At 39.3% G+C, this 24308-nt stretch carries 21 protein-coding genes; 10 read left to right on the forward strand and 11 right to left on the reverse strand.

Going from position 1 to position 24308, the window contains the following annotated elements; all coding sequences use genetic code 11:
- The first annotated feature begins 22 nt into the window (after positions 1-22).
- Positions 23-889 carry an IS3 family transposase gene (locus MFF31_RS22110; protein WP_238192193.1) on the forward strand — a complete coding sequence of 289 codons (867 nt, stop codon included), beginning with the start codon at positions 23-25 and terminating at the stop codon, positions 887-889.
- Between the two features lie 96 nt (positions 890-985).
- Here MFF31_RS22110 and abc-f read toward each other — a convergent pair whose 3' ends face one another.
- The 3 genes from abc-f to MFF31_RS22125 all read right to left on the reverse strand — a co-directional run bounded on the left by abc-f (position 986) and on the right by MFF31_RS22125 (position 4112).
- Positions 986-2950, reverse strand: a complete 1965-nt coding sequence (abc-f, locus tag MFF31_RS22115; protein WP_238191094.1) for a ribosomal protection-like ABC-F family protein — start codon at positions 2948-2950, stop codon at positions 986-988.
- A gap of 100 nt (positions 2951-3050) precedes the next feature.
- Entirely contained in the window at positions 3051-3194 is a 144-nt protein-coding gene (locus MFF31_RS22120; protein ID WP_238191096.1) for a hypothetical protein, read from the reverse strand.
- Positions 3195-3446: 252 nt separating this feature from the next.
- The gene (locus tag MFF31_RS22125) at positions 3447-4112 is read right to left on the reverse strand and encodes a hypothetical protein (RefSeq protein ID WP_238191098.1); all 666 of its coding nucleotides are present in this window, start codon (positions 4110-4112) and stop codon (positions 3447-3449) included.
- 521 nt (positions 4113-4633) lie between these two features.
- Here MFF31_RS22125 and MFF31_RS22130 point away from each other — a divergent pair.
- The 3 genes from MFF31_RS22130 (at position 4634) to MFF31_RS22140 (ending at position 7718) form a co-directional block, all read left to right on the forward strand.
- Positions 4634-4978 carry a winged helix-turn-helix transcriptional regulator gene (locus MFF31_RS22130; RefSeq protein WP_375541370.1) on the forward strand — a complete coding sequence of 115 codons (345 nt, stop codon included), beginning with the start codon at positions 4634-4636 and terminating at the stop codon, positions 4976-4978.
- 193 nt (positions 4979-5171) lie between these two features.
- Complete coding sequence (locus tag MFF31_RS22135; RefSeq protein WP_238191100.1) at positions 5172-5693, forward strand: NAD(P)H-dependent oxidoreductase; 522 nt, start codon at positions 5172-5174, stop codon at positions 5691-5693.
- A gap of 243 nt (positions 5694-5936) precedes the next feature.
- Positions 5937-7718 (forward strand): methyl-accepting chemotaxis protein, encoded by a 1782-nt coding sequence (locus tag MFF31_RS22140; RefSeq protein WP_238191102.1) that lies wholly within the window; start codon positions 5937-5939, stop codon positions 7716-7718.
- Between the two features lie 14 nt (positions 7719-7732).
- On the opposite strand, the gene MFF31_RS22145 is transcribed toward MFF31_RS22140, so the two are convergent.
- Positions 7733-9079 (reverse strand): aminotransferase-like domain-containing protein, encoded by a 1347-nt coding sequence (locus MFF31_RS22145; RefSeq protein WP_238191104.1) that lies wholly within the window; start codon positions 9077-9079, stop codon positions 7733-7735.
- 164 nt (positions 9080-9243) lie between these two features.
- On the opposite strand from MFF31_RS22145, the gene MFF31_RS22150 reads away from it, so the two are divergent.
- The 5 genes from MFF31_RS22150 (at position 9244) to MFF31_RS22170 (ending at position 15104) form a co-directional block, all read left to right on the forward strand.
- On the forward strand, positions 9244-10194 hold the full coding sequence (locus MFF31_RS22150) for a DMT family transporter (RefSeq protein ID WP_238191106.1): 951 nt from the start codon (positions 9244-9246) through the stop codon (positions 10192-10194).
- 36 nt (positions 10195-10230) lie between these two features.
- Positions 10231-10863 carry a nitroreductase family protein gene (locus MFF31_RS22155; protein WP_238191108.1) on the forward strand — a complete coding sequence of 211 codons (633 nt, stop codon included), beginning with the start codon at positions 10231-10233 and terminating at the stop codon, positions 10861-10863.
- A 36-nt stretch (positions 10864-10899) separates the two neighbouring features.
- Positions 10900-11682, forward strand: a complete 783-nt coding sequence (locus MFF31_RS22160) for an arylamine N-acetyltransferase family protein (protein WP_238191110.1) — start codon at positions 10900-10902, stop codon at positions 11680-11682.
- 167 nt (positions 11683-11849) lie between these two features.
- Positions 11850-12722, forward strand: coding sequence for a hypothetical protein (locus MFF31_RS22165; RefSeq protein WP_238191112.1), 873 nt, complete (start codon positions 11850-11852; stop codon positions 12720-12722).
- Between the two features lie 273 nt (positions 12723-12995).
- Complete coding sequence (locus tag MFF31_RS22170; protein ID WP_238191114.1) at positions 12996-15104, forward strand: catalase; 2109 nt, start codon at positions 12996-12998, stop codon at positions 15102-15104.
- Between the two features lie 181 nt (positions 15105-15285).
- Here MFF31_RS22170 and MFF31_RS22175 read toward each other — a convergent pair whose 3' ends face one another.
- The 3 genes from MFF31_RS22175 to MFF31_RS22185 are packed head-to-tail and all read right to left on the reverse strand — an operon-like array spanning position 15286 to position 17148.
- Positions 15286-15909: an ABC-2 transporter permease gene (locus MFF31_RS22175; RefSeq protein ID WP_238191116.1), complete on the reverse strand. Its 624-nt coding sequence runs from the start codon at positions 15907-15909 to the stop codon at positions 15286-15288.
- Positions 15902-16768: an ABC transporter ATP-binding protein gene (locus MFF31_RS22180; protein ID WP_238191118.1), complete on the reverse strand. Its 867-nt coding sequence runs from the start codon at positions 16766-16768 to the stop codon at positions 15902-15904. Before MFF31_RS22180 ends, MFF31_RS22175 begins: the two co-directional genes overlap by 8 nt.
- On the reverse strand, positions 16765-17148 hold the full coding sequence (locus MFF31_RS22185; RefSeq protein WP_238191120.1) for a GntR family transcriptional regulator: 384 nt from the start codon (positions 17146-17148) through the stop codon (positions 16765-16767). Before MFF31_RS22185 ends, MFF31_RS22180 begins: the two co-directional genes overlap by 4 nt.
- A 451-nt stretch (positions 17149-17599) precedes the next feature.
- Here MFF31_RS22185 and MFF31_RS22195 point away from each other — a divergent pair, with 451 nt between their 5' ends.
- Positions 17600-18157 (forward strand): dihydrofolate reductase family protein, encoded by a 558-nt coding sequence (locus tag MFF31_RS22195; protein WP_238191122.1) that lies wholly within the window; start codon positions 17600-17602, stop codon positions 18155-18157.
- Positions 18158-18255: 98 nt separating this feature from the next.
- Here MFF31_RS22195 and MFF31_RS22200 read toward each other — a convergent pair whose 3' ends face one another.
- The 4 genes from MFF31_RS22200 to MFF31_RS22215 form a co-directional block, all read right to left on the reverse strand.
- Positions 18256-20217, reverse strand: coding sequence for an AraC family transcriptional regulator (locus MFF31_RS22200; protein ID WP_238191124.1), 1962 nt, complete (start codon positions 20215-20217; stop codon positions 18256-18258).
- Between the two features lie 105 nt (positions 20218-20322).
- Positions 20323-21090: an ABC transporter ATP-binding protein gene (locus tag MFF31_RS22205; RefSeq protein WP_238191126.1), complete on the reverse strand. Its 768-nt coding sequence runs from the start codon at positions 21088-21090 to the stop codon at positions 20323-20325.
- A 15-nt stretch (positions 21091-21105) separates the two neighbouring features.
- Positions 21106-23451, reverse strand: coding sequence for an FtsX-like permease family protein (locus MFF31_RS22210; protein WP_238191127.1), 2346 nt, complete (start codon positions 23449-23451; stop codon positions 21106-21108).
- A 56-nt stretch (positions 23452-23507) separates the two neighbouring features.
- Entirely contained in the window at positions 23508-24149 is a 642-nt protein-coding gene (locus MFF31_RS22215) for a TetR/AcrR family transcriptional regulator (protein ID WP_238191129.1), read from the reverse strand.
- Between the last annotated feature and the right edge of the window lie 159 nt (positions 24150-24308).

Here is a 24308-nt window from a genome sequence, read left to right on the forward strand (position 1 = left end):
CTATGAGATTATTAACCATTCCATCCGAACGCATGGGCTACAGCGTATGACGCGTTTTCTGTGTGAACTTGCTATGGTAAGCACAAGTGGGTATTACAGGTGGGTTAAAGCAGAACCATATCGACAGCTCCGAGCAGTTGATGATGAACAGGACATACAACTCATCAAGCAACACTTTGAAGCATTGCGGGGTAGGGCTGGAGCCCTCGTAATCAAGATGCGTCTGGAGCAAATCAGCGGTGTCATCATGAACCACAAGAAAATTCGTCGTCTTATGCGCAAGTTCAATCTCGTTGCGGAGATCAGACAAGCGAATCCGTATCGGAGAATGGCCAAGGCAACACAGGAGCATTTGACATGCTCAAATCTTTTGAAGCGTCAGTTTGACCAAGGAGAGCCAGAGAAAGTATTCCTCACCGATATCACATATCTGCGGTATGGAAGCGGCCAATGGGCATATTTTTCGTGTGTAAAGGATGGTGCAACCAGACAAATTCTTGCCGATTACGTCGCTACTACATTAGAGCTACCACTTGTCGAACAAACGATTCATCGCTTGTTGGAACGGCTAGATGGAAATGTTCATCCCGAAGCAATCTTTCACTCTGATCAAGGCATGCACTACACGCATCCTAAGATACAGCTTCAAATCAAGAAAGCTGGATTTAAGCAATCCATGTCCCGTAAAGGTAACTGCTGGGATAATGCTTCGATGGAATCATTCTTTGGGCATATGAAAGATGAGGTTGATTTTAAAGATTGTCAGACTATCAATGAGGTAAGGGCACGTGTAACTGATTACATTGCCTACTACAACTCCGAGCGGTATCAATGGTCGTTAAAAAAGATGACCCCTGACGAATTCAGAGGTCATCTCCTTGCTAGTTAAGACTGAGGTTGTTTATATAAACTGTCTACAATTAGGGTCACAGTTCACCGATTGGTTTTGATGCTTCTTTTTTCTGCGCCTAATTCAGTTAGCATATTAGCTGGATAGCTCCATCCATTCCTGCATATAACTCTCCAGCTGCAATTTACGTTTTTCCTGCTGAAGCCATATCTCTTCAAGCTGTGCCCCATCGTTTAGGCCATCAAGTTGCTGCATTTCCAGCTCAACTTTTTCAATTTCTGCTTCGATAGCAGCAATTTGCAACTCTAGTTGCTCACAACTCCACTTCTTTATTGATTCGGTCTTATCGTTGTTTTTAACATTGTTTTTATCATCATTTTTAACGATTCGCTCCGGCGACTTTACTCGACTCGTCTCTTTTTTTATTGTACTGCTGCTGGATTGCTGTCTCAATTCTAGCTGGCGAACCCGTTCGTCTCTCTTCTGCCTATAATAATCAAAGTTACCTGGATAAGAAGTAATTCCACCATCTGCTAGCGCCCAGACACGCCCTACTAGTTTATTTATAAAATAGCGATCATGGGAGATGACGAGTATTGTTCCTTGGTACCCTGCAAGCGACTCCTCCAACGCTTCTCTAGAAGCTACATCCAAATGATTCGTTGGCTCATCGAGCAACAATACATTCGGCTTCTGTCTTACAAGGAGCGCCAGTCGTAGACGAGTCCATTCCCCTCCAGATAACATAGATAGCGGCTTAAACACATCTGCTCCATAGAACAAATAGCTGGCTAGCACATTTCGCGCTTCTCCTTCTTCAAGTTCACATTCCAATTGGAAATATTGAAGCAACGTTCCCTTGGTTCCTTTTTGTGGTTCTTGTTGAGCCAAATAACCGATTTCCACTCGAGCTCCAAGCTCAACCTTACCAACATCAGGGGCAACCTCTCCTAGAAGTACTTTGAATAACGTCGACTTCCCTGAACCATTATCACCAATTAATACAACTTTCTCCCCATAATATAGGTTTTCTGAACAGTCTTTCAGTATTTGTCTATTCCCGAATCGTTTCGCAATACTTTCAAACGACAACACATTTTTACCTGATCGATCACTAGAAGATAGTTCAAATTGCGCCGACTTTCGTTCCAAAATAGGACGTTTCGTCTTCTCCATTCTTTCCAAAGCTTTCCGAATAGAAGCTGCTCTCTTGAAATACTTCTCATTTCCAGCAATTCTGCCCCATTCCTCGAATCGGCGGATCGATTCTTTCATCTGCTTTATTCGCTTCTGCTCTTCTTTGTACTGAGCAAACTGCTGGAGCAGTCGTTCTTCCTTTTCCTTTACATACCCACTATAATTCGTGTGATAGATTTGTGCTTCTCCATCTTCAAGTTCAATCATTGTCGTTCCTACCGAATCAAGGAAATATCGATCATGAGAAACGATGACAACTGATCCTTCATATCGATTAAGAAACTGTTCGAGCCATTCAATACCTTTCATATCCAAATGATTCGTCGGCTCATCGAGAAGCAACAACGCTGGACGCAACACGAGCTGCGATGCCAGTACAACTTTTGTTTTTTCTCCACCAGATAATGTGTTAAACAACGTTTCATTGTAATCCTCGTTTATTTGCAATCCAGTAGCTACTTGCTCGATCATAGTGTCTATTTCATAACCGCCGCTGAGCTCGAATTGATCTTGTATGACCGCATAGTTTTTAAGCATTTTATCCATATGTTCAGGATTGTTAATCGCATCACTACTCGCCATCAGCAGTTCGATTTCCCTTAATTGCTTCTTGCAGTTCATCAATTCTCGGAATCCAGATGCTAACACCTCATAAACAGTCATCGATTCAAACTCATGAGGTATTTGCGGCAAATAACCGATTTTCAAATCCTTCTTGATCGTCAACATACCCTCATCTATATGGTCATGCCCTGAAATCAATCGAAGTAGCGTAGACTTTCCGCTGCCGTTACAACCAATTAGACCTATCCGATCATTTTCTTGTATTTGAAGTGTTACACCATTTAGTACTAGACTTGCACCGTAATATTTTTTAATTTCCTGACCGTTAACAATAATCATTTAAAGAGCCTCCTATGTGATGAAGACCCTAGCTAAAATACACAAAAAGAGCCGCAGCAACAAGCCCGCGACCCTTTAGGATAATAAAAATCCGTTGTGGTTAAAGTAGGCGTCTTCTCGCGAATGGTTGGAACGTATAGGTATTAGTAGACAGACTGGTTCCGTTCGAGAAAAACGTATGAACGATGCCAGCCATCGCTATAGGAAGCTGACTAATACGGTTGTTGACCATTTCGTGATTCACCTACTTCACCTCCTTCAATTTAATCAATTCACTATATCACAAAAGAGATTGTCCTTGCAATACTTGGAAATGCATCGTTACTTCCAGATACAAGGGGCAACTTTAAAGATTCGTCTTATCGGATTAAAACAGAGTTAAGCATATACGGTTGTTTCATTAATAACGGTTATTTGAGCGGTTTTAATGAATATAGCTAAGGTCACTCATGAGGGGTGAGTGACCTTTTAATGACCTTATTATTAATCTAGTATCTTAGCTCTTACCTGCTTTTAATGATGTAGCAATTGGGTTTGTACTGTGCACCGTATAATCTCCGACTCCCCAAGGATAAGTTGGATTTACATTAGTCGGAAAGTTAGTGTACGTTCCGTTCGCATTTTTCACTTGAACAGAAGTGAATTTTGCATTCTTGTAACTATTTTTATCTTGATTGTCATGTGTAGAGTGAACCATTTTTACTTTTGTGGAACTGTACAAAGTGCCTTTTGATTTTCCGACTGGAAGCGTGTAGGCTTCTACTCCATTAATATACAATGATGCTGTATTGTTTAGATTATTAACAACTTTAATATTAATTTGATCACCGGCTACTGGTTGATTTGCAAGAGGAGTAGTTTTAGTAGATTCCGGCTCTGTGTCAGCTTGACCACACTTCAGAAATTTATTCCACCCTGTGTGGGGTCTATAAGAGATCCCACCTTCACACTTATTATCAAGCCCTAGATAGAAAGCAACATAACTTCCATCGTTAGAGACAACGAGATTACTAGGAATAGTAATATAACCGGCAACACCATAGTAATTAGAAGTAGATGTTTCTAGTCTTACTGCGCCCTCCCCAGTTGCAACAGCGAAAGCACTTGTAGAGACAGATAACAGCATAATAATAGATACTACTAAAAAAGTTAATTTTTTCATAAAATTATCACTCCCTAATTATGATTTGATGAAACGACAAAGAATAGTTTCATATTTTTACGTAAATAGTAACAACCCTCAAAAATAGTAAAACTTTCTTTATGTAAAAACTATATACTATTAATCGATAGATTGTAAATAAGTAAAATAAAGTAATATCTATTTAATGCATATCTAATTAAATTTAAGAGATTAATCGGTAACATAGCTGCCCAAAGCATCCAAGTGATCGACCCTCGTAGCACAAGTAGCATTTTTTTGACTAAATCAGATTTGGTTAAACCTCCATCTCCGTCAACAGGCTTGGGCTAAAAGTTGTAGAACAAAGGGTACTACATGCCATTTTGCATGACAGCTTGCAAGACTACTAGATTCATACACCAGCTGTACGTTTTTGTAGAGGAGTATACTACTTGTCCTCCAAATTAGTAATTGTTTACTAAATTAATGATAAAGACTATACTTGCAAAATATAAGTACGCACTTTTTCGTTCAATACTCACCAGAAGGGAAGTGTCAACCTGAGCATCTCTACATCAAGGTATGAGCTAAATGGAAAATCCTATCTCTGTCCGATTGAGCTGTCCGTAGCAGCGTTTTCCGGTAAATGGAAAATAACAATATTATGTATACTGCTTAATGGAAAAAAGCGATATGGGGAACTTAAAAAATTGATTGATGGCGTCAATCACAAAATGCTTGCTGAACAATTACGAGAGTTAGAGGAAGTCGGCATTATTAAGAGGGAGGTTTTCCCTGTGGTTCCTCCAAAAGTGGAATATGAATTGACAGAACTTGGTGAAGGATTGCGTTCGGCTATTTATCTATTGCGAGAATGGGGTACACAATTCGAAAAAAGGGAATAATCGTATTGATTACGCCAAAATAGCGTCCGTTCTAAACATCTGAACGGACGCTATTTGTATTTCATTACGATAAAACTATATGTAGATTACTTACCATTTAGTAAGTATTATCCTAAATAGTGCGTACTTACATTTATCTAGTTAATTGTTTATGCTTAGAACCGTAAATACAAACTATTCTGGAGTGAAAAATATGAAAACAATAGTTATTGTTGCCCACCCGAATATATCTTCGTCACGTATCAATAAAGCATGGGTTGAAGAATTACAAAAGCATGAACAAGTTACAGTTCATCAGCTGTACGAAGAATATCCCAATGAGGATATCAATATAGCAAGGGAGCAATCGTTACTAGTAGCGCATGATCGAATTATTTTCCAATACCCGCTCTACTGGTACAGTTCTCCCTCACTATTGAAAAAATGGTATGACACCGTGCTTCATTATGGATGGGCTTACGGTCCTGACGGTGATAATTTACATGGGAAAAGTATTGGGGTTGCCATTTCTACTCACGGAACTACCGAGTCCTATCAGCCTGGAGGCTCCAATTTATATACAATTCAAGACATTGTAAAACCCGTAGAAGTACTCGTTAATTTTGTTAATGCCTCCTACTTACCTCCGTTTTCATTACACAATTCATCCCACATTTCTGATGAACAGCTAGAGCAAAGCAAACAAGATTATGTAAAGCATTTCGAATTAGCATAACCAACAAAACCGCTATTGGTTGATGATCTCACAGTTTAGAAACTGTAGAGCGAACCAATGGCGGTTTTTTGTATATAATCTTAGGTTATGTCTCATTATTCTGTGCGTCGATTATAAAAAAATTTATCTAATAAACAAAATTTTATGTATAAATACAAATAGGCTTACTTTGATTTATGAGGCCATTTCTAGTACTATAGTAGTATATTTTCATTCACAATTCATGGAGGTTGAGCAGAATATATGCTAAAAGTCACAAAAAAGGCATTTAGACTAACCATTCGCAAGAAATTACTCATCATGTCTTTATCTCTGCTAATACTTCCAATACTCGTATTAGGGGCAGTCGCCTATCACATTTCTGTTAAAGAAACAGATGCATTAATTGAAAGCAAACTTAGCTCCAGTGTTAATCTAGCAATTGAATTAATTGAAAATATGGAAACTTCGGTTCAAGCAGGTCAACTCTCAGAGGAAGAAGCACAAGAACAAATTCGAACTTTATTATTAGGAAGTAAAAATGGGGATGGTACCCGTCCAATAAATAGAGCGATCGATCTCGGACCAAATGGATACTTTTTTATAATTGATCAAAAGGGAACACTTCTTGCACATCCCGTACTTGAAGGTCAAAATATTTGGGACAAGCAAACATCGAACGGTACTTTTTACATACAAGATCTAATTAAAGCAGCATTAAATGGTGGCGGTTCTACCTTCTATAATTGGCCATTGCCAAAAACGGAAGGAACAGTAGCGAATGGCGGGGCCGAAGCTCTAAAAATATCATACGCAAAACTCTCAAATTCTTGGGATTGGATCATCGCAGCTGGATCATATATGAAAGATTACGATTCAGGTCAAAAAAATATTACACAAGGGATAATAACAACTTTCATCATTTGTCTTGTGCTTGGTATTATTGTATTACTATTATTTTCCCAACATATATCTAAACCAATTGTTCGCATTGCCAAAGAGGCTGAACGGATCGCTCAAGGTGATTTAAGCGGTAATGAAATTTCCATTCGCAATCGGGATGAAATCGGACAACTAGGTCAATCTTTTAACTTGTTATCAGCAAATATTCGGCAATTAGTAGGTAATTTAACGTTAAGCTCTAACATCTTGGCATCATCATCTAAGCAATTATCTGTAACATTAGGAGAAACAAATGATGCTCTACATCAGACTTCATCTTCAATTAGTGAAGTAGCCAACAATAATGAAATACAAGCTAATACTGCTCAAGAGACTACTAAGTCGATTGAAGAGATGGTGAAAGGTATTCAGCTAGTAGCAGAATCGTCTACACATGCGTATGAAATGTCGGTACAGACACTCGAAGAAGCTGACGCAGGCAATCAGCTTATTGTGAACTCATCCTTACAAATGAAAGCAGTAAGCGACACAGTTGAAGATATTAGCATCGCAATTACACGACTCAATGATCATTCTGATCAGATTGGTACTATCGTAGAAACGATTAAAGGAATATCTGACCAAACAAACTTGTTGGCCCTTAATGCAGCAATAGAAGCTGCTCGTTCTGGGGAGCATGGTAAAGGGTTCGCCGTAGTTGCAAACGAGGTGCGTAAACTAGCAGCACTAACTAGTCAAGCAGCAGAACAGGTTTCGGAGATGATTCATGAAATACGGAGCAATATTGGTATTGCACATCAATCGATGAGTAAAGGCCAAGAAGAAGTTGAAGCAGGTGTGCATTCTATCGAAGAAACAGGGAAAGCTTTCGAACGTATATTGGACGCTACACGAACGATAGTGGCTCAGGTTCAACAATCTTCTTCCGCTGCACATCAAATGTCTGCTAGTTCCGAGCAAATGTCAGCCTCAGTAATAGAGGTTGAACAGTTATCATTGCTCTCAGCAGCTTCAGCTCAAACGGTCTCTGCTTCAGTGGAAGAGCAACTCGCTTCCGTAGAAGATATTGCAGCTTCGGCTCGTAGATTGCGCGATATGTCAGATGAAATGCGCTCCATCGTAAATCGCTTTAATTTAGAATAACTGGAAGTGGGCCGTCATAATGAAATGGCGGCCCTTTTCACTTCTTCAACAATCGCTTTGATCCCCTGCTCGATTTGCTCAGGCAACGCACGTGAAATGCTAATACGAATATACTTTTCCCGCTCCAAATAATCTTTCAAATAAAAATCTTTCCCTGATCTAACACGAATCCCCCTCTCCATTAATCTCTTTATCAACTGCTCTAAATTTACGGCTAATGGAATTTTAAATTGTACATAAATACCTGAATGTATTTCCGATATTTCAATTAAGCTATCAACGTTGTATCGTTTCACCGCTTCATTTAAGATGCTTACTCTTGAACTATATTGAAGAGAAATTTTGTACTTATGGCGTTCATACATGCCATTATTAATGTAGACTTCAAGTGCTGCTTGAGACAACAACGAAGTGTCGGGATAACTGTTGGCTGCAATATAGGTATCCCGAATTCGATCAGGCATGACGGTTGCACCCAATCTCAAACCAGGGAAAACGATCTTCGAAAAACTTTTTAAATAAATGACATGACCACTCGTGTTATACGAATAAATAGGGTTATACTTTCGTTCCTCGCCCAAATCCGCCATATAATCATCTTCTATGACATACACATCATATTTGCTAGCCAACCGAGCAATTGTTTTTCTATCTTCAGCATTGTACGAAGTACCGAGAGGATTATGGTATCTCGACATGGTATAAAAAAATTTAATATTGTCATGCTTAAAGCGCCGCTCCAATTGTTTCAAATCTATTCCTTTCGCTGAACGAGCAATGCCCTGTACGGGCAACCCCTCAAATTCAAGAAACCGCAAATAAATATCATAGCTAGGCTGTTCTACCAAAATAATTGACTTTCCGTTCGGAAACGGCATTTTGGCTAAATACTCAAGCACAGGCTGTATGCCAGAAGTTATGAAAATACTTTCTTTATTTGCGAACACTTGGTCACTAGCTAGGTGAGTAACTAATGTGTTACGAAGTTTCTCTAACCCTTTTGAATCGCCATACGTGAACAGTTGATGTCTATATACGTCTATTGCTTTGTTTAAACAATGCTGGAAATCCAAATACGGGAATACGTTGACGTCGGGCAACGCGGAGGAAAAATCAATCTTATTCGCATCCAACTCATCGACCGACTCTTCTCCTCTTTCGACTACGTAATAACCACTTTGCGAAATCGAATATATTGTATGCTTCTGTTCTAGTTCTTCATAGGCACGAATAATCGTACTAATGCTGCACCCGTATTGTTCGGCAGCACTTCGCACGGAAGGCAGTTTCTGGCCTGGTCTGTAACTGCCGTCCTTTATTTTTCGTTCCATATCAGCAACTATTAACAAAAATTTCTTCAATTGACTCTCCTCACTTCCTTCTGTTCATTATATAAGATAGAAAGAACTGTATCGATACAGTTTCTCCAAATTGCCATTGTTTGGTTTATTTGTTGGCCTTATCATTTAGATACCGGAAGGAAGTTCGCGAACACAATATCGATACTCCAAGAAAGGTGGACAACATGAATGCAAACAATGAACGCAAGCTTGCTTATGTAGCGATCATACTAAATGCGATTATCATTGGGTTCTCTTTTCTTTTTACGAAAGTAGCGCTCGAGCACGCTGCTCCCATTGATACGCTAACTTATCGATTTATATTGTCATTTGGGATTATGTCGATTCCGGTTCTACTTGGCCTTGTTAAATTGAATTATCGTGGCAAACCACTTTACAAAGTGTTGCTGCTCGCAACTATGTACCCGCTCGGTTTTTTTACTCTTCAATCGTTTGGTCTGCTTCACGCAACTTCCTCAGAGGGCGGTATATTGTACGCTGTAACACCTATACTGACGATGATAGTAGCAGCTTTATTTCTAAAAGAAACGACTACTATACTACAAAAGGCTTCCATACTACTGTCTGTGTTTGGCGTTTTGTTTATCTTCATTATGAAGGGCAATTCAATTGATTTGGGAAACATTGCAGGAATAACGCTTCTGTTTCTATCTTGTTTAGCTTTTGCAGGTTATGGTGTACTCGCTCGCTCACTGATGAAGACATATCGTCCAGCAGAAATCACTTACTTAATGCTTGGAATCGGATTTGTTTCGTTTAGTATCCTATCGATTTCACAACATGCAACTGCTGGAACATTTAATGAATTTATTACACCACTAACGAATTCCACCTTCATCTTGTCGATTTTATATCTTGGTGTGTTGTCATCCTTGTTAACTGCTTTAATGTCAAACTACGCTTTATCCAAAGTTGAGGCTTCCAAGGTAAGTGTATTCTCCAACCTCTCAACTATCGTATCCATCGGGGCGGGAGCCATTTTCCTAAACGAACAAATCACAATCTATTCGATAATCGGATCAATACTGATTATAGTCGGTGTAATCGGAACGAATACATTGGGACGAAGATCTGTGAACAAAAAAATGGTTATCAAAGAGCAAATTGAAGTATAACGATATTCCATTCAAAATAAGGGAGTTGTATTTATATTGACTAATCAAGTACAGTTCGATTTGTCCACGATTGTTCGAGAACGACATGCGGTTAAACATTTTGACCCTACTCATCAATTGAGCACAGAAGAAGTTATATATCTACTCGACACCGCTAACTATGCACCTTCCTCATGGAATCTTCAACACTGGACTTTTCTAGCGATCACTGATCAAGCAGCCAAAGAAAAACTTCTACCAATTGCTTATGGGCAAAAACAAGTCGTAGAAGCATCAGCAGTAATCGCAGTATTGGGAAATTTGCAAGCTAATCGCAATGCAGAGGCTGTTTTCGGTCCCGCAGTTGAAGCTGGACTGCTGCCAGAAAAGGTGAAAGATAGCTTAATCGAGCAAATCGAAGGCGCCTATGCAAATTATGCTGGACTTCCTCGCGAAGCTGCCATTCTCAATTCATCACTTGCTGCTATGGTGCTTATGCTGGCTGCAAAAGAAAAAGGGCTTGATTCTTGCCCAATTGGCGGGTTCAACGGTGATGAATTGATTAAAGCATTCAACATCCCGGATCAATTTGTACCTGTTATGCTGCTTCCAATCGGTAAGGCTGCGATAGCTGCACATCCATCTTCCCGCATGCCAGTAGAGCAAACGATCGTCTGGAACGGATTCTAATAGCAGGAAAATAAATAATGATCGGAGGGATAACTAATGAATGAATTTGATCTATTATTTCGCAGAAGAATTAGTTTCCCTGCTAACGAAACAATCTCTTTTGAACGGTTGAACACTGTACTTGAACGAACAGCATTAGCTATTCCATTTGAAAATTTGCGTGTGTTCGAAGGAAAAAGAGATGCTGTCACTAAAAACTATTTAATTGATAAAATAATCGTAAATAATGAAGGGGGGCTTTGTTATGAACTAAATGCGATCTTATATTTGTTTTTGATGCAGAATGGGTTTGATGTCCGTTTAACAAGAGGAATTACCTTCAAAAGTGACACTCAACAGTATGTGACTCTTGGAAAAACACATGTTGTAATATTGCTTCGTTATAATGATACTACTTATCTTGTAGATACTGGATTTGGTGCGAACCTTTCATTAAATCCTCTTCCCTTGAGTGGGGAAGTATTCACTTCAACCAATGGCGAGTTTAGAGTCAAGAAGCTGTCAGATGGACCAAACGACTATGCTTTTGAGATGAAGATCAAACATAAAGATACCGATTGGAAAATTGGTTATGCTTTCGATTCATCATACACGTTTACGGACTTAGATGAGTGTAATGAAGTTCAGTCCACTGTTATCGAACATCCAGAATCTACGTTTAATAAACATCCTTTAATTACAAAGCTTACTGATCAAGGAAATGTAACGTTAACCGATACTTCTTTTACTCAATGGGTGAATGGTGATGTTACTAAAGAGGAAGTTGACATTGTTACGTTTAAAGAGCTTTTAGAAAGACACTTTGGCATACGAAAATAAAACATCCGCTACAAATATGGATAGAGGTCAGATATTTTCTGAGGCTCTATCTTTTTTTGTTGTGATAGATAGACTGATGCTCGGTTCCATATCTATATTTAAGAATACTATATTAAGAACCATCACATTATTGATCTGAGTTTGGTTGAAAACGAGAGGTGAAACTTATGTCAAGCAGCGCAGACTTTGGTTGTTCAGGCGGCTGTGGTTCCATACCTATTAATGGATCTCCTGCTATCTTAACAACTCTAGTACAGAATGGATCATCCATTCAATTACAAGGTTTTTCCAACATCACATTAGCTGCTGGTCTATCCTATCTTATCGAATATAATGCACAATTCAGTATGCCAGTAATCGGGCAGGTCGCATCTGCTCAATTAACTCTGAATGGATCAATTATTCCGGGATCTCAAACGCTATCGTTCCCAGCAACGATTCCTCCTGGACTCAATACTCCAGTCTCAACTGTATCCGGTGGTGTGGTATTCAATACGCCAGCTACTCCTAATCCAAGTATTGTACAGCTCATTGGCTTCCCACCTGCTGGTATTCCAGGTATTAACTTCAGCACAGTTAACATTCGTATCGTGGAACTTGAAAACGCAAGTGGGAGTGCAGTAACTAACAACAACGCAGCAATGTATGGATTCGGTTACCAAGATGTAGGATCGAATCAACCAGTTGCATTTATAGAAGCTAATGTTGTCAATGGATCCGGCATTCAACTTGACCCTGCTACGAGAACTTTTGTTACATTAGCGCCGAATTCTACCTACTATGCTTCCTATAGCATTATCGCATGTCCCGAAGCGCTTGGAGTAACTGTACGAGTTTTATTAGCATTAAATGATATTCCTATGTATCAGAGTTTAGCCGGAACTACTGCAATTCCAGATTTAAATTCCGAATTTACCGGTGCTTCAGGTTCAGCCGTATTTAATACCGGACCCGGGACAAATACATTGGAATTAATTAATACGAATGTAAACACTATTAAATTTGTTTCTGTAGCACTTAATATTATGCAAATTGGGTAGCAGCCGCTGTCGTGTAAAGGCAGACAGTCACAAATAAACCTAGGTCTCTTTTACTCAGAGGCTTAGGTTTATTCTTATTATTTAGCAACTGCTTTCCTATCATTTAATGATTAGATTTTAAACTTGGACAAATCATTAAGCAATTGCTGCACCATATCACTAAGCGATGTTAATTCTGTGTAATTAACAATAGCTTTCTTTGGGAAATACAGGATAGATTCAAGCGGAATAGAAAATACTACCACCTAATCGCTTACAGGAGGTATAGTTCTGATGGATAACAAAACAAATGATGCAGTCACACAACCAACTAATAATGAGAAACAGGAACAACTGAACGCCTATCGTGTCCAGAACGATGGGCAAACGATGACGACGAATCAAGGCTTGCGTGTGGAGGATGATGAACATTCTTTAAAAGCTGGTCCCCGCGGTCCTACAATAATGGAGGACTTTCATTTCCGGGAAAAAATGACTCACTTCGACCATGAGCGTATTCCAGAGCGTGTCGTTCATGCAAGAGGTTTCGGCGCACATGGTGTATTTGAGTTATATGAATCGATTGCAGAATTTACTAAAGCAAAGTTTCTAACAGATCCTTCACTCCAAACTCCGGTGTTTGTTCGTTTCTCTACCGTAGCAGGCTCCCGCGGCTCCAGCGATACAGTCAGAGATGTTCGTGGATTTGCAGTGAAATTTTATACAGAAGAAGGAAATTATGATCTTGTAGGCAACAACATGCCCGTATTTTTCATTCAGGATGCCGTTAAATTTCCTGATTTTATCCATGCCGTGAAGCCTGAACCTCCAAACGAAATTCCCCAAGCTTCTTCAGCACATGATACGTTCTGGGATTTCGTTAGTACGAATACGGAAAGTGCTCATATGATTATGTGGGTTATGTCTGGACGAGCGCTGCCACGCTCGTTCAGAATGATGGAAGGTTTTGGTGTACATACGTTCCGCTTTATTAATGAAAAAGGAAAATCACATTTCGTTAAGTTTCACTGGAAACCGAAATTAGGGGTTCACTCCTTAGTCTGGGATGAGACGCAGAAAGTAGCTGGCAAGGACCCTGACTTTAACCGCCGTGACTTATGGAACGCCATTGAGCAAGGAAACTATCCTGAGTTTGAGCTCGGAGTTCAAATTTTGAAAGAAGAAGATGAATTTAGCTTCGACTTTGATATTTTGGATGCAACAAAACTATGGCCAGAAGAAGTTGTGCCTGTACGGATCATTGGCAAAATGACTTTGAATCGCAACACAGACAATTTCTTCGCAGAAACAGAACAAGTTGCGTTCCATACGGGTCATGTCGTTCCAGGAATCGACTTTACAAACGACCCGCTACTGCAAGGAAGATTGTTTTCCTATACGGATACGCAATTGCTCCGACTCGGTGGACCAAACTTTGCAGAAATTCCGATCAATCGACCGATCGTACCTGTTCATAATAATCAACGGGACGGAATGCACCGGATGATGATCAATCCAGGGCAAACGAGTTATCATCGGAATGGTATTGCTAATAATGCTCCGGCTCCAGCATCACAAGAGGATGGCGGATACCGTCATTATGAGGAGAAGGTCGACGGACGGAAAATTAAGGCTCGAAGCAATAGCTTTGACGATCACTACAGCCAAGCCGCGATGTTCTGGCATAGTATGTCTGATGTGGAGAAGGGTCAGATCGTAGACGCATTCCGCTTTGAGCTTGGCAAAGTGATGTCCAAAGAAGTGCGTCAACGTGTAATTGATGTTTTTAGTCAAGTAGCAGAAGAATTAGCAGAAAAAGTCGCAGTAACTATCGGAGCGACAGCAACTAAAGGAGTTGCTGCGAAACCTACTTTCATCTCACCAGCACTAAGCATGATGAATACAGTCAACACTGCCGCAACACGTAAAGTTGCTATCCTAGTCGGCAACGGCTTTTCGGCTGCGGAGGTTAATCAACTGAAGCAAGCATTAACCGAGGCGAAAGTAGCGGTAGAGATCATTAGTAAAACACAAGCTCCAATACAAGGGGACGATAACACAACGCTTGAACCTCATCAGTCATTGCTGACAGCTGCTTCTGTACTTTATGATGCAGTCTATGTTGCTTGCGGACGTCAAAGCGTAGATGAGTTACTAAGTGATGTGAAAGGGGCAGATTTTGTAAGAGAAGCTTTCCTTCATTACAAGACGATAGCCGCTGTAGGAGAAGGTAAGGAGTTGCTTGCTGCCGCAAGAGTTCCGGTAGAATATACAGGTGCTAGCGGTTCTGAATCAGCTGGTATTCTAATAGGGGCTGGGCATAATGGTAATGCAGATTTTGCAGCTTCATTCATTGCAGCGATTGCTAAACATCGTCATTGGAATCGAAAACTTCAGCCATAGTCGCTGAGCTAGAAATAATTCGAACGTACAAAAGGACCATGCAAGGATTAACCCTTGATGCTCCTTTCTATGTTGGTGGGCTTCATTTTCTAGAATTAAAATCTATTATTTCACCTATTACTGCCTACGGCAGTAATGTAAGAGTAAAAATGTCAGTGAACACGTTAAACTGTGCGGACTACTACAAGTCCTTTTTAGTAAACAGATATACCGTTAAGTAATAGGAAGCAATAAATAATAATAAGCTAGCGGCCGAAATAAGAACTATCATTAGATCAATATTAGAACCTTTTTCATTAATCATTTGCATAATCATTGCTGTAGGCTGAGCCAATGCAATCAGAATTAATATGAATATACCATTGATAATACCAGCTCCTTTTTTACTGAGCGAATAAAATAACGGCATATAAATTGAAATAAGAAGAAGCAGTATTATTACTGGGACCAGTATATCGATGACCAAATAGTCTGGTTTGTTAAGCTCTGGCAAAGCCTGTTTGACGAGCATGTGAACGGCGTAAGTAGCAATAATCCCTAAAATCGTAATCATGATTGCTGTTACGTATTTGGCTTTAACAATTTGTTTGCGGCTAACTGGCAACGTGACCAGAAAATTATGGTTATAGTTTTTAATATCTACCATCGTAACAACACCAATTGAGGCGAAAGCTGTATAAATAGCTATGATGTGAAAAGACGAATCTTTTCCAATAAAAAAGGCACTAAATACAACGAGATAAAAAAAACAGAGTCCTATTGAGCTCTTTATAGCGATGAAGTCTTTCCGAAGCAAATTAACCACGAATACGTCCTCCCTTGGCGGTAAAATATATGATGTCCTCTAAGGAGGGATTATCGAAATAGGCTAGATTTCCAAACAATTGTAAAGCTTCTTGTCTATTATCTACTAATCCTTCAAATCCAACGGTAGTCTCACGAATCCCGACAAACTTTTTTCTAATATCTGAATCAAGCAGCTGTAAGTCGCCCTTCACGATCGCGTATCTTTCCAGCACATCATCCTTTGATTCACTAAATACGAGCTTTCCACGATTGATGAAAGTAATGTAGTCTGCGATACGATCTAAATCTGTTGTGATATGGGTCGAGAAGATTATCGAGTTTCTTTCGTCTTGCATTAAATCCGCAAGTAAATCAAGTAATTCTCTTCTAAATACAGGATCAAGTCCAGAAGTAGGTTCATCCATAATTAATAGCTCTGCCTCATGGGATAAGGCAACCGCAAGAGAAAACTTAACTTTCATCCCCTTGGATAACTCTTCTATCTTCTTCTTTGGGGACAACTCGAATTGTTCAAGATAACTCTTAAACTTTGCTTCGTTCCACTTCTTATAAAAAGGTGCAATCATCTTCATAGAATCACGAATTGTAAGATGCTCATAATAAAAACAATCGTCTGACACAATGCTAATTCGCTCTTTTATATCGACTTCTTGTTTCGGCATATTGCAGCCCAATATTTTTACAGTCCCAGAGTCAGGGCGGATCATACCGAGCATCATCTTAATTAAGGTGCTTTTACCAACACCATTTGGACCAATTAGTCCGGTAATATAACCTTTTTTCACATCCAAAGATACGTTATCGACTGCGAATTGAGAATATTTTTTCGTTAGATTTCGTACTTCTATTGCGTTCATGGGGTCTGCTCCTCTTCAAACAATATAGTTAGATGATTGATTAAGTCTTGTTGACTCATACATAATTCCTTACTTTCCCGAATCATTTCCATCATTTTCTCTTCTAGTCGTTTCATACGCTGCTCCCGAATGAATAGTTTATTTGCTCCTGATACGAAACAACCCTTACCCACGACAGAGTCGATTAGCTTCTCATTTTCCAACTCTTCATAGACACGTTTGGTTGTAATTACACTTACTTGCAAATCTTTGGCTAGTTGTCTTATGGAGGGAAGGCTGTCTCCTGCATGCAGCTCACCGCTTAGTATGCTTTGTCTAATCTGATTCATAATTTGAATATAGATCGGATCGCTCGATGCGTTGGATATTATTATTTTCATGATTTTTCACCACCTGCTGTCAATTCAGTGACTACCGTATATATATAATATATACACTATTCGTATTTTTTGCAACTCATAAATGACTTATAGTTTAGAAAAGGCGTAGTACAAGTCATCACATCTAGGATGTATAATTCCCACAGCAATGTAAAAAAGCCGATTACCCACATGAAATTGGTTACAAAGAACAGTTTGTTTTTCAGAAAATGAACGATATATTTTTCCAAGAAGCCGGAATCTCGCCAAGATTCGTTTGCCGTGTTGACGAACCTTTCCATATTATTTGGTCAGAAAAACGTTTCCTCTCCCTTGCTGCTCGCAAATTTTGCGATTTTATTATCGACTATTATTCAAATGAATAGCAATTGAAAAGAAACGAAGGTTTATGTCTTCTGTTAAGATTGAGATATAAATAGACTGACACTTACTGATAGGGGGACAAATATGTATGGCAAAAGTTATTTTGGACATAACGATGTCACTGGATGGATTTATTGCTGCTTCTAACGGTGATCCCGCTCCAAGGCTGCATCAATGGTTTTTTGCTCCGTCTGGTACTAGCACAGAAGTTATCGATGAACAATTAAATACGATTGGCGCAATTATTATGGGGAGACGAACCTATGATATTGGGGATAAGGTTGATGGGTTTATTGATAATCCCTTCGACGTCCCTCACTTTGTATTAACTCATCATACTCCTGCGGAGCTCGCAAAAGGTGCAACAGCGTTTACTTTCGTAACAGATGGTATTGATAGCGCACTTAAACAAGCTTCATCTGCCGCAGGTGATAAATATGTTTGTGTGCTGGGTGGAGCTGATATTGCACAACAATATTTAAAGGCGGGGCTCCTTGATGAACTTCAAATTCAAATCGTTCCTACTCTACTTGGTGAAGGCACACGACTATTTGAACATATCGGTCAGGAGAGTATTGAATTAGAAAGTACACGTGTTATCGATTCCGGCAACGTAACACATTTGCGATTCCGCATCATTAAGTAGAATCACCCACAACTGTGAGACAGTTATTTAACTTGTTCACACAAAAAAGCCTCTTCACCTTATCAGTGAAGAGGCAATTCTTTTCATCATAATCCCAATTATTTATTTGATGCCGTTGCGAGGAGCTCATTTGTAATATAGTCCAATTGACTGTTCAGAGAGAACAAATCGGTATAAAAGAATAGTCCGAACTCGGCTTCAATTACTCTACCTTCTTTTACTGCGGGAATACTGCTCCATATCGCATTATCCGAAAGGTCGTCCATTCCTTCCCAAGAGCTGCGTAACAAAATATCTCCTGCAAACTCCGGAAGCACCTCCATTGAAACGTTCTCACTCATAGCTGCTTTTGCAACATCAACTTTCGCTTGAATAATCTCTGGAGCCTTCATGCCTAAATAGTCATATACAATCTGAGAACCACGACCGTATTCCTTACTTTCGATAATCATCATTTCTTTTACTCCGCCTTCGAGTATTGTAACTGTCTTATCAAGTACACCAGATGAACGAAGTTTTTCCCTGCTTTCTTCCACTTTCCCATGGAAATCGTTTAACAATGACTGAGCCTCTTTTTCCTTGCCAAATACTTCACCAAGCTTCAGAATCCGTTCATTTGTTGTTACCTTATCGGTTGGAATAAGAACGGTAGGTGCAATTTTATGCAACATATTATAACCCTTCTCAGACGAAACGATAATCAAATCCGGTTCAAGCGATAATACTGCTTCAGGATTGACTTCATCATGATGACCTAACGTTTGTGTATCTTTTAATTGCTCTGTAAATGCAGCACCGTCATATATTTCAGAAATACCGACTGGATCAACACCTAACGCCACTATATCTCCCAGCATATATAATACAACAACACGTTTTGGATCTGCTGGAACGATAACATCTCCTTTTACAGTAGAGACTGTACGAGTTGTTTCTTTACTCTCGGCTTCAGAAGTTGTAGCTGCCGTTGCAGATATAGCTGATGCGGATGGAGATGGAGAAGCACTAGATCCAACGTTTGCTCCCCCTCCAGAACAAGCCCCAAGCAGCAATGTTAAACTGAGTAATGTACTCAAGATAAGTGATGATTTCTTATTTCTATTCATGTTCGAAAACCCTCCGCCATAGTATTGGTAATGATTATCACTACCAGTTAAACTATAGCCTCGTAATCGAAGTCCGCCAATGGACAATTTAGCGCCTGCAAATGGACTATTATCCGATGCGCTCTTCTCTCGCATCGTTAATTGATAACGAGTAGGCGACACCCCCGTCTGTTTCTTGAACAATCTGCTAAAATAATATTCATCTGAGTAACCGACATGCTCTGCAACAACTCGCAAAGTCGTTCCTGTCTCGAGCAATAATTGTTTGGATTGTTTAATCCTATATTGAATAAGATATTCGATTGGGCTATAACCGGTTTGCTGTTTAAACTTCGTCGATAAATAACGTGGACTATAGTTGAATCTATTCGCTAAATAATCTAGGGTAATTCCCTCATGATAATGGTTATGAATATAACGTATGACTAGCGTTACAAGATCAGCTTGACCGTTACCAGTCCTGATAATGTATTGGTGCCGTAACACTTCATGAACAAACTGATAAAATAACCCTTTAATTTCTACGCTGCCGTAACTGCCTAGACTATTTAAAGTCTGTTCCATCGAAGACATTAATAGAAGCATTGTTCTCGGTTCTTCAGGTTCAAATCCGAAGTGTCCCTCGAAGGGGCTTTTTCGATCCAGCAGTTGTCTCAGTTCTCTCCAACCGGAGAAAGCAAGCTTCGCTCGATAAAATAACAAATAAAATTCGAACTCTTCCTCTGCCTCAATCATCATACTCATGCCCTTAGCACCATGTAGTACATAATAACGTTCTATTCGATGAACGTGACCATCCAATACTAGATTCGCCAAACCACGAACACCGTAAATAAAGCCGCTAGCGGGGAAGCGATACTCCAGCCATTGCCCTGAATTCATTACACTGCGTCTAATATCAAAAACTTTAACCGCTGTATGATTCCAAAGAGCGATTTGTTCATCGTATTTCACGTTGGTTCACCTCTAATAATGTCCCTTTTCACTTATTATAAATGAAAATTATTCTCAATGAAACAAAAAAGAGCATCCGCATGAGAATGCTCTTGCCATCATGAATCAAAAACCCATTTTCGATAGCCAGTCGGTGAGTCGCACTTCTCTTTTTTTATTATCCTCGTCACCTTTTATATATTTTCCTAGCAGTAATTCATCCACGATGCATCCATCTATCATAAATAAAACACGCTCCGATTTTGCCGCAACTTTAACATCATGCGTTACTAATAGAATCGCTGTTCCTGACTGATTGATATCCGCTAATATATCCATTATTTCACTTGCAGATTTGGAATTAAGTGCGCCTGTTGGTTCGTCACCGAATAATATATCGGGGTTATTAATTAATGCTCTGCAAATGGCAACTCTTTGTAATTGTCCGCCCGAAGCTTGCGAGATATCATTGTTGGCTAGCTCTGCAATGCCTGACCTCATCATGATTTCTTTTGCCCTATTATTAATATCGCTACGGCTTCGTTTTTTCGCCATATAAGCGGTTAATACAATATTGTCGAGAATAGATAGATTTTTTAAGAGATGAATGTTTTGAAAAATAAATCCCATCTTATTTAAACGTAAATTAGATAGCTCAACTTCAGAAAACGATGAAAGTTCCTCACCAGCGAATACAACACTTCCCGTACTCAACTTATCCATACCGCTAATGTTATACAGAAACGTCGATTTACCCGACCCCGAAGGACCCATTACGGAAACAAACTCACCCTTTTTTATTTGCACATTAATGTCTTTCAAAACATGTTGTTCATGATCTGGACTCAGTAGATACGATTTGCTTAGTTCTTTCGCTTCCAAAAGAATCTCCATCGATTGTTCACTCCTTTATTCAGCATTTAGCTCCGCTATACTTGTTTTATTCATCGATTTCATACTTACATATGCCGCAGCGGTTACGGCAATCATCAGAACAAGTGGACAAATGACGTAAGCTTGTAGTGGATCGATTGCGAACTCAATTTTGGAAGCACCCATAAACGAAAATAAAGCCCCTGCTACACTTTGACCCCATGTATTAGAAATAATTGATCCCACAATGATACCTATTCCTAGTACTGCTAAAGATTTTGTAACATATTGCATCCGAATCGATTGCAAGGAAAATCCTATACTTTTCATTATTGCAATCTGAGCCGAATCTTTCGCTACAATCATACGCAGAAACAATGAAGTAATAAGAATAGATACAAGTACCGCTATGATGATGGAAACGGTTGCCACAAGTTTCAGCATTTCAATCGTATTGCCTAATGTTTGGCCTAAATACCCTTTTAGATCGGTAACTCTCGCAGTATGGAAAGCTTGCCCGTATTCATTGGTTTTCTCCTGTACTGCTACATGTGGTTTTACATCAATAATAGCTTCGAATCGAAGTACGGTTTCAGGCTGGAATGGCAATACTGCCTGTGCTGTACGACCGCCATTAGTGACATCTTGATATATACCGCTAACTGTCATTCCTAGTTCTTGTCCATTCACAACTAAACGAATAACATCTCCGACCTCTTTGTTCATCTCATTACCGTTTAGATAGGATATTGCGATCTCATTTTCTCGAATCGGTGCTGCACCTTTTACATACTCCAATGGGAAAATAGAAAAGTCACCTGATTCAACCGATATATTTTCTAAAATACCATCCTCATTTACAGTTTTGAGCGAACTGGTCTGCAGTAACGAAAACTGTTCTACATCCCTGTCTTCTTTTAAATGAGCAGACAAACGCTTAAATTCACTTACGATATTATCTGAATACTGCAAATCAATTCGTATATCACTTCGCTCAATACCTATATAAGTGTTGAAGCCAGAGGATTGCAACGTATTTAATAAATGAAGCGGCACAAGAATGATGAATGATCCTATAATAAACACGAACAACAGTAATCGATACATTTTAAACCGATCGACGACATCTTTTAGTCCTAAAAAGACAGGCACATTCAATCGTTTACTCTTATGCAACGGTAATGTTAACAATCTCTTCTTCTTTCGTACAAGTCCAACCTTCCCCGATCTAAGCGCCTCTACTGCGGATATATGCTTGAACATGTTGAGCGTTCGCATACAAAAGAACATAACCATTATAAATAAAAGTGCTACTGCAACAATCGGTATCGCATGTAATAATAATCCCTTCGCGGCCTTGCCAAAATATAGTTCAATATTTGCTGTAAATAGTCCGTTTACTACTAAAGAAACACCATAACCAACTAGAGATGCCATTGCTGCGATAACTACATATTTTAACAAATACATTTTTTTTATATCTCGATGCCCAATCCCAATTGCCTTCATCACCGCAATCTCTCTGTAATCTTCTTCTATGGCAGCAAGAATCGTAAACCTTAAACTAAAGATAGCGATAAGACTTAACAAAAAGCTGACTAACAACACCACTGCAGCCAAAATACCATCTGTAATTGCGTTAATCATTTTGAACAACTGATGGTCAAGAGTTGGGCCAAGCTTTGGTAAATTGGATGCTTGATAGTTATTTCTAAACTGGGTCAGTTTACTCGTATCAAGCAACTCATATTCGATCAAATATTCGATCTCGCCAACATTACTTTTTAACCCTTGCCAATCCGAATCACTTATCACAAACCGTTTGGAATGAATGATGGATGGGTTCATTTGAATATCTCGGACAAAATCAACAACAGTAAACGCCATTTCAAATGTCCCATCTCGGATAGTGACTTTATCGCCGATTTTCATATTTTTGTGTTGCATATAGTAGATTGGAACTGCAATTTCTCCCTTATTAATCTGTAGCTTCTTATTTTCCATATCTAGCAATATGTCCATCTTCTCATTTTGGGTCACAAAACAATGGTCCATTACACTCGTGCTCTCTGGATTCGCTGCATCAGCTAAATAGAGGTTTAATCCGTCAATGTTCAGCATCTCTACCGTCTGTTGTTGTTTCACAAGCTTGTTATTTGCAGTAAAACGGTCAATTGCAGCCTGATCAATTTCTCCAGCATGCATTTGGACAAAGTGTGGCGCTTTTGATTTCGTAAGCTGAGCATTCATTGAATGAAATAATTCTGTGATCAAATTAGAGCCACTGGCAACTAACAACGCCGAAAGAGATACAAGTAGAAATAGAGTAATCGTTAAACTTTTATTTCTGCGAAAATCTTTACGAAGCATTTTGATCAACATCTTGTCAGAGTACTCCTTTCGTCCCTCTATTTTTTTAACCCCATGTTAGTTCCCGTTCATGTGATACTATCATTTTTGCTAATAACACCTAGAATATAGCTAAAACTGCCTGGTGCTGCTCCTAGCGACTTTTCCATAATAGAAGTGAATGCTTCAGCTTTTCTCATTAACTCGTGAGGCTCCCATTGAAATATTCCTTCATCAAACAAAAATTGTGAAGAGACAAGTAGAAACTGTATCGTTTCCTCAGGGTAGTCAGTGGTGAAAGCTCCCTCCTCAATACCTTGTTCAATCACTTCGGTTAAAATTGGTGTCAATTGTAGAATCGTTTCTACAAGGCTTTTCTGATGCATTTCAGCGTTATTCGCTTGGTGCAGTTGTTCGATCATTTGTTCCTTCCGTTCACTGTCGGGTTTTTGCGCCATTAGAATTTGGAACATCTTCTCATGGGCTGTTAGATCCGAACGGGATATGATAGCTTTGGCAGCTAATACCCCCCCTTCGATAAACCTCATCACGATGGCATCCATTACTTCTTCTTTCGATTGAAAGTAGTAATAAAACGTACCCTTAGCAATACCAACCATCTGTAAAATGTTATTTATCGTTGTTTTCGAGTATCCTTTTGTACCAAATAGCACCTCTGCAACATCTAAAATTTCATTTTTTCGTTCGTCATGCTTTTTTATAATTCTCAAACCAGCACCTCCATGTATATAGACCGACCGTCGGTCTATTAAATAGTAACATCATCCAATTTGACCGTCAAGATCCATAAAAACAAAAACCGTCCAATTCCACCAGTAAAGGATAGCGCCGATTTAAAATTAAGTTCTATAGGATGAACTTCTACAATA

The organism is Paenibacillus sp. L3-i20 (genome assembly GCF_022180385.2).
Taxonomy (GTDB): domain Bacteria; phylum Bacillota; class Bacilli; order Paenibacillales; family Paenibacillaceae; genus Pristimantibacillus.

What these genes read in the sequence shown, in the direction of transcription:
- MFF31_RS22135 (WP_238191100.1), top strand. Translation starts at nt 5,172, where the DNA reads ATGAAAACAATAGTTATTGTTGCCCACCCGAATATATCTTCGTCACGT.
- MFF31_RS22210 (WP_238191127.1), bottom strand. Translation starts at nt 23,451, where the DNA reads ATGTTGATCAAAATGCTTCGTAAAGATTTTCGCAGAAATAAAAGTTTA.
- MFF31_RS22180 (WP_238191118.1), bottom strand. Translation starts at nt 16,768, where the DNA reads ATGAACGCAATAGAAGTACGAAATCTAACGAAAAAATATTCTCAATTC.
- MFF31_RS22185 (WP_238191120.1), bottom strand. Translation starts at nt 17,148, where the DNA reads ATGAAAATAATAATATCCAACGCATCGAGCGATCCGATCTATATTCAA.
- MFF31_RS22205 (WP_238191126.1), bottom strand. Translation starts at nt 21,090, where the DNA reads ATGGAGATTCTTTTGGAAGCGAAAGAACTAAGCAAATCGTATCTACTG.
- MFF31_RS22165 (WP_238191112.1), top strand. Translation starts at nt 11,850, where the DNA reads ATGTCAAGCAGCGCAGACTTTGGTTGTTCAGGCGGCTGTGGTTCCATA.
- MFF31_RS22160 (WP_238191110.1), top strand. Translation starts at nt 10,900, where the DNA reads ATGAATGAATTTGATCTATTATTTCGCAGAAGAATTAGTTTCCCTGCT.
- MFF31_RS22140 (WP_238191102.1), top strand. Translation starts at nt 5,937, where the DNA reads ATGCTAAAAGTCACAAAAAAGGCATTTAGACTAACCATTCGCAAGAAA.
- MFF31_RS22125 (WP_238191098.1), bottom strand. Translation starts at nt 4,112, where the DNA reads ATGAAAAAATTAACTTTTTTAGTAGTATCTATTATTATGCTGTTATCT.
- abc-f (WP_238191094.1), bottom strand. Translation starts at nt 2,950, where the DNA reads ATGATTATTGTTAACGGTCAGGAAATTAAAAAATATTACGGTGCAAGT.
- MFF31_RS22170 (WP_238191114.1), top strand. Translation starts at nt 12,996, where the DNA reads ATGGATAACAAAACAAATGATGCAGTCACACAACCAACTAATAATGAG.
- MFF31_RS22150 (WP_238191106.1), top strand. Translation starts at nt 9,244, where the DNA reads ATGAATGCAAACAATGAACGCAAGCTTGCTTATGTAGCGATCATACTA.
- MFF31_RS22195 (WP_238191122.1), top strand. Translation starts at nt 17,600, where the DNA reads ATGGCAAAAGTTATTTTGGACATAACGATGTCACTGGATGGATTTATT.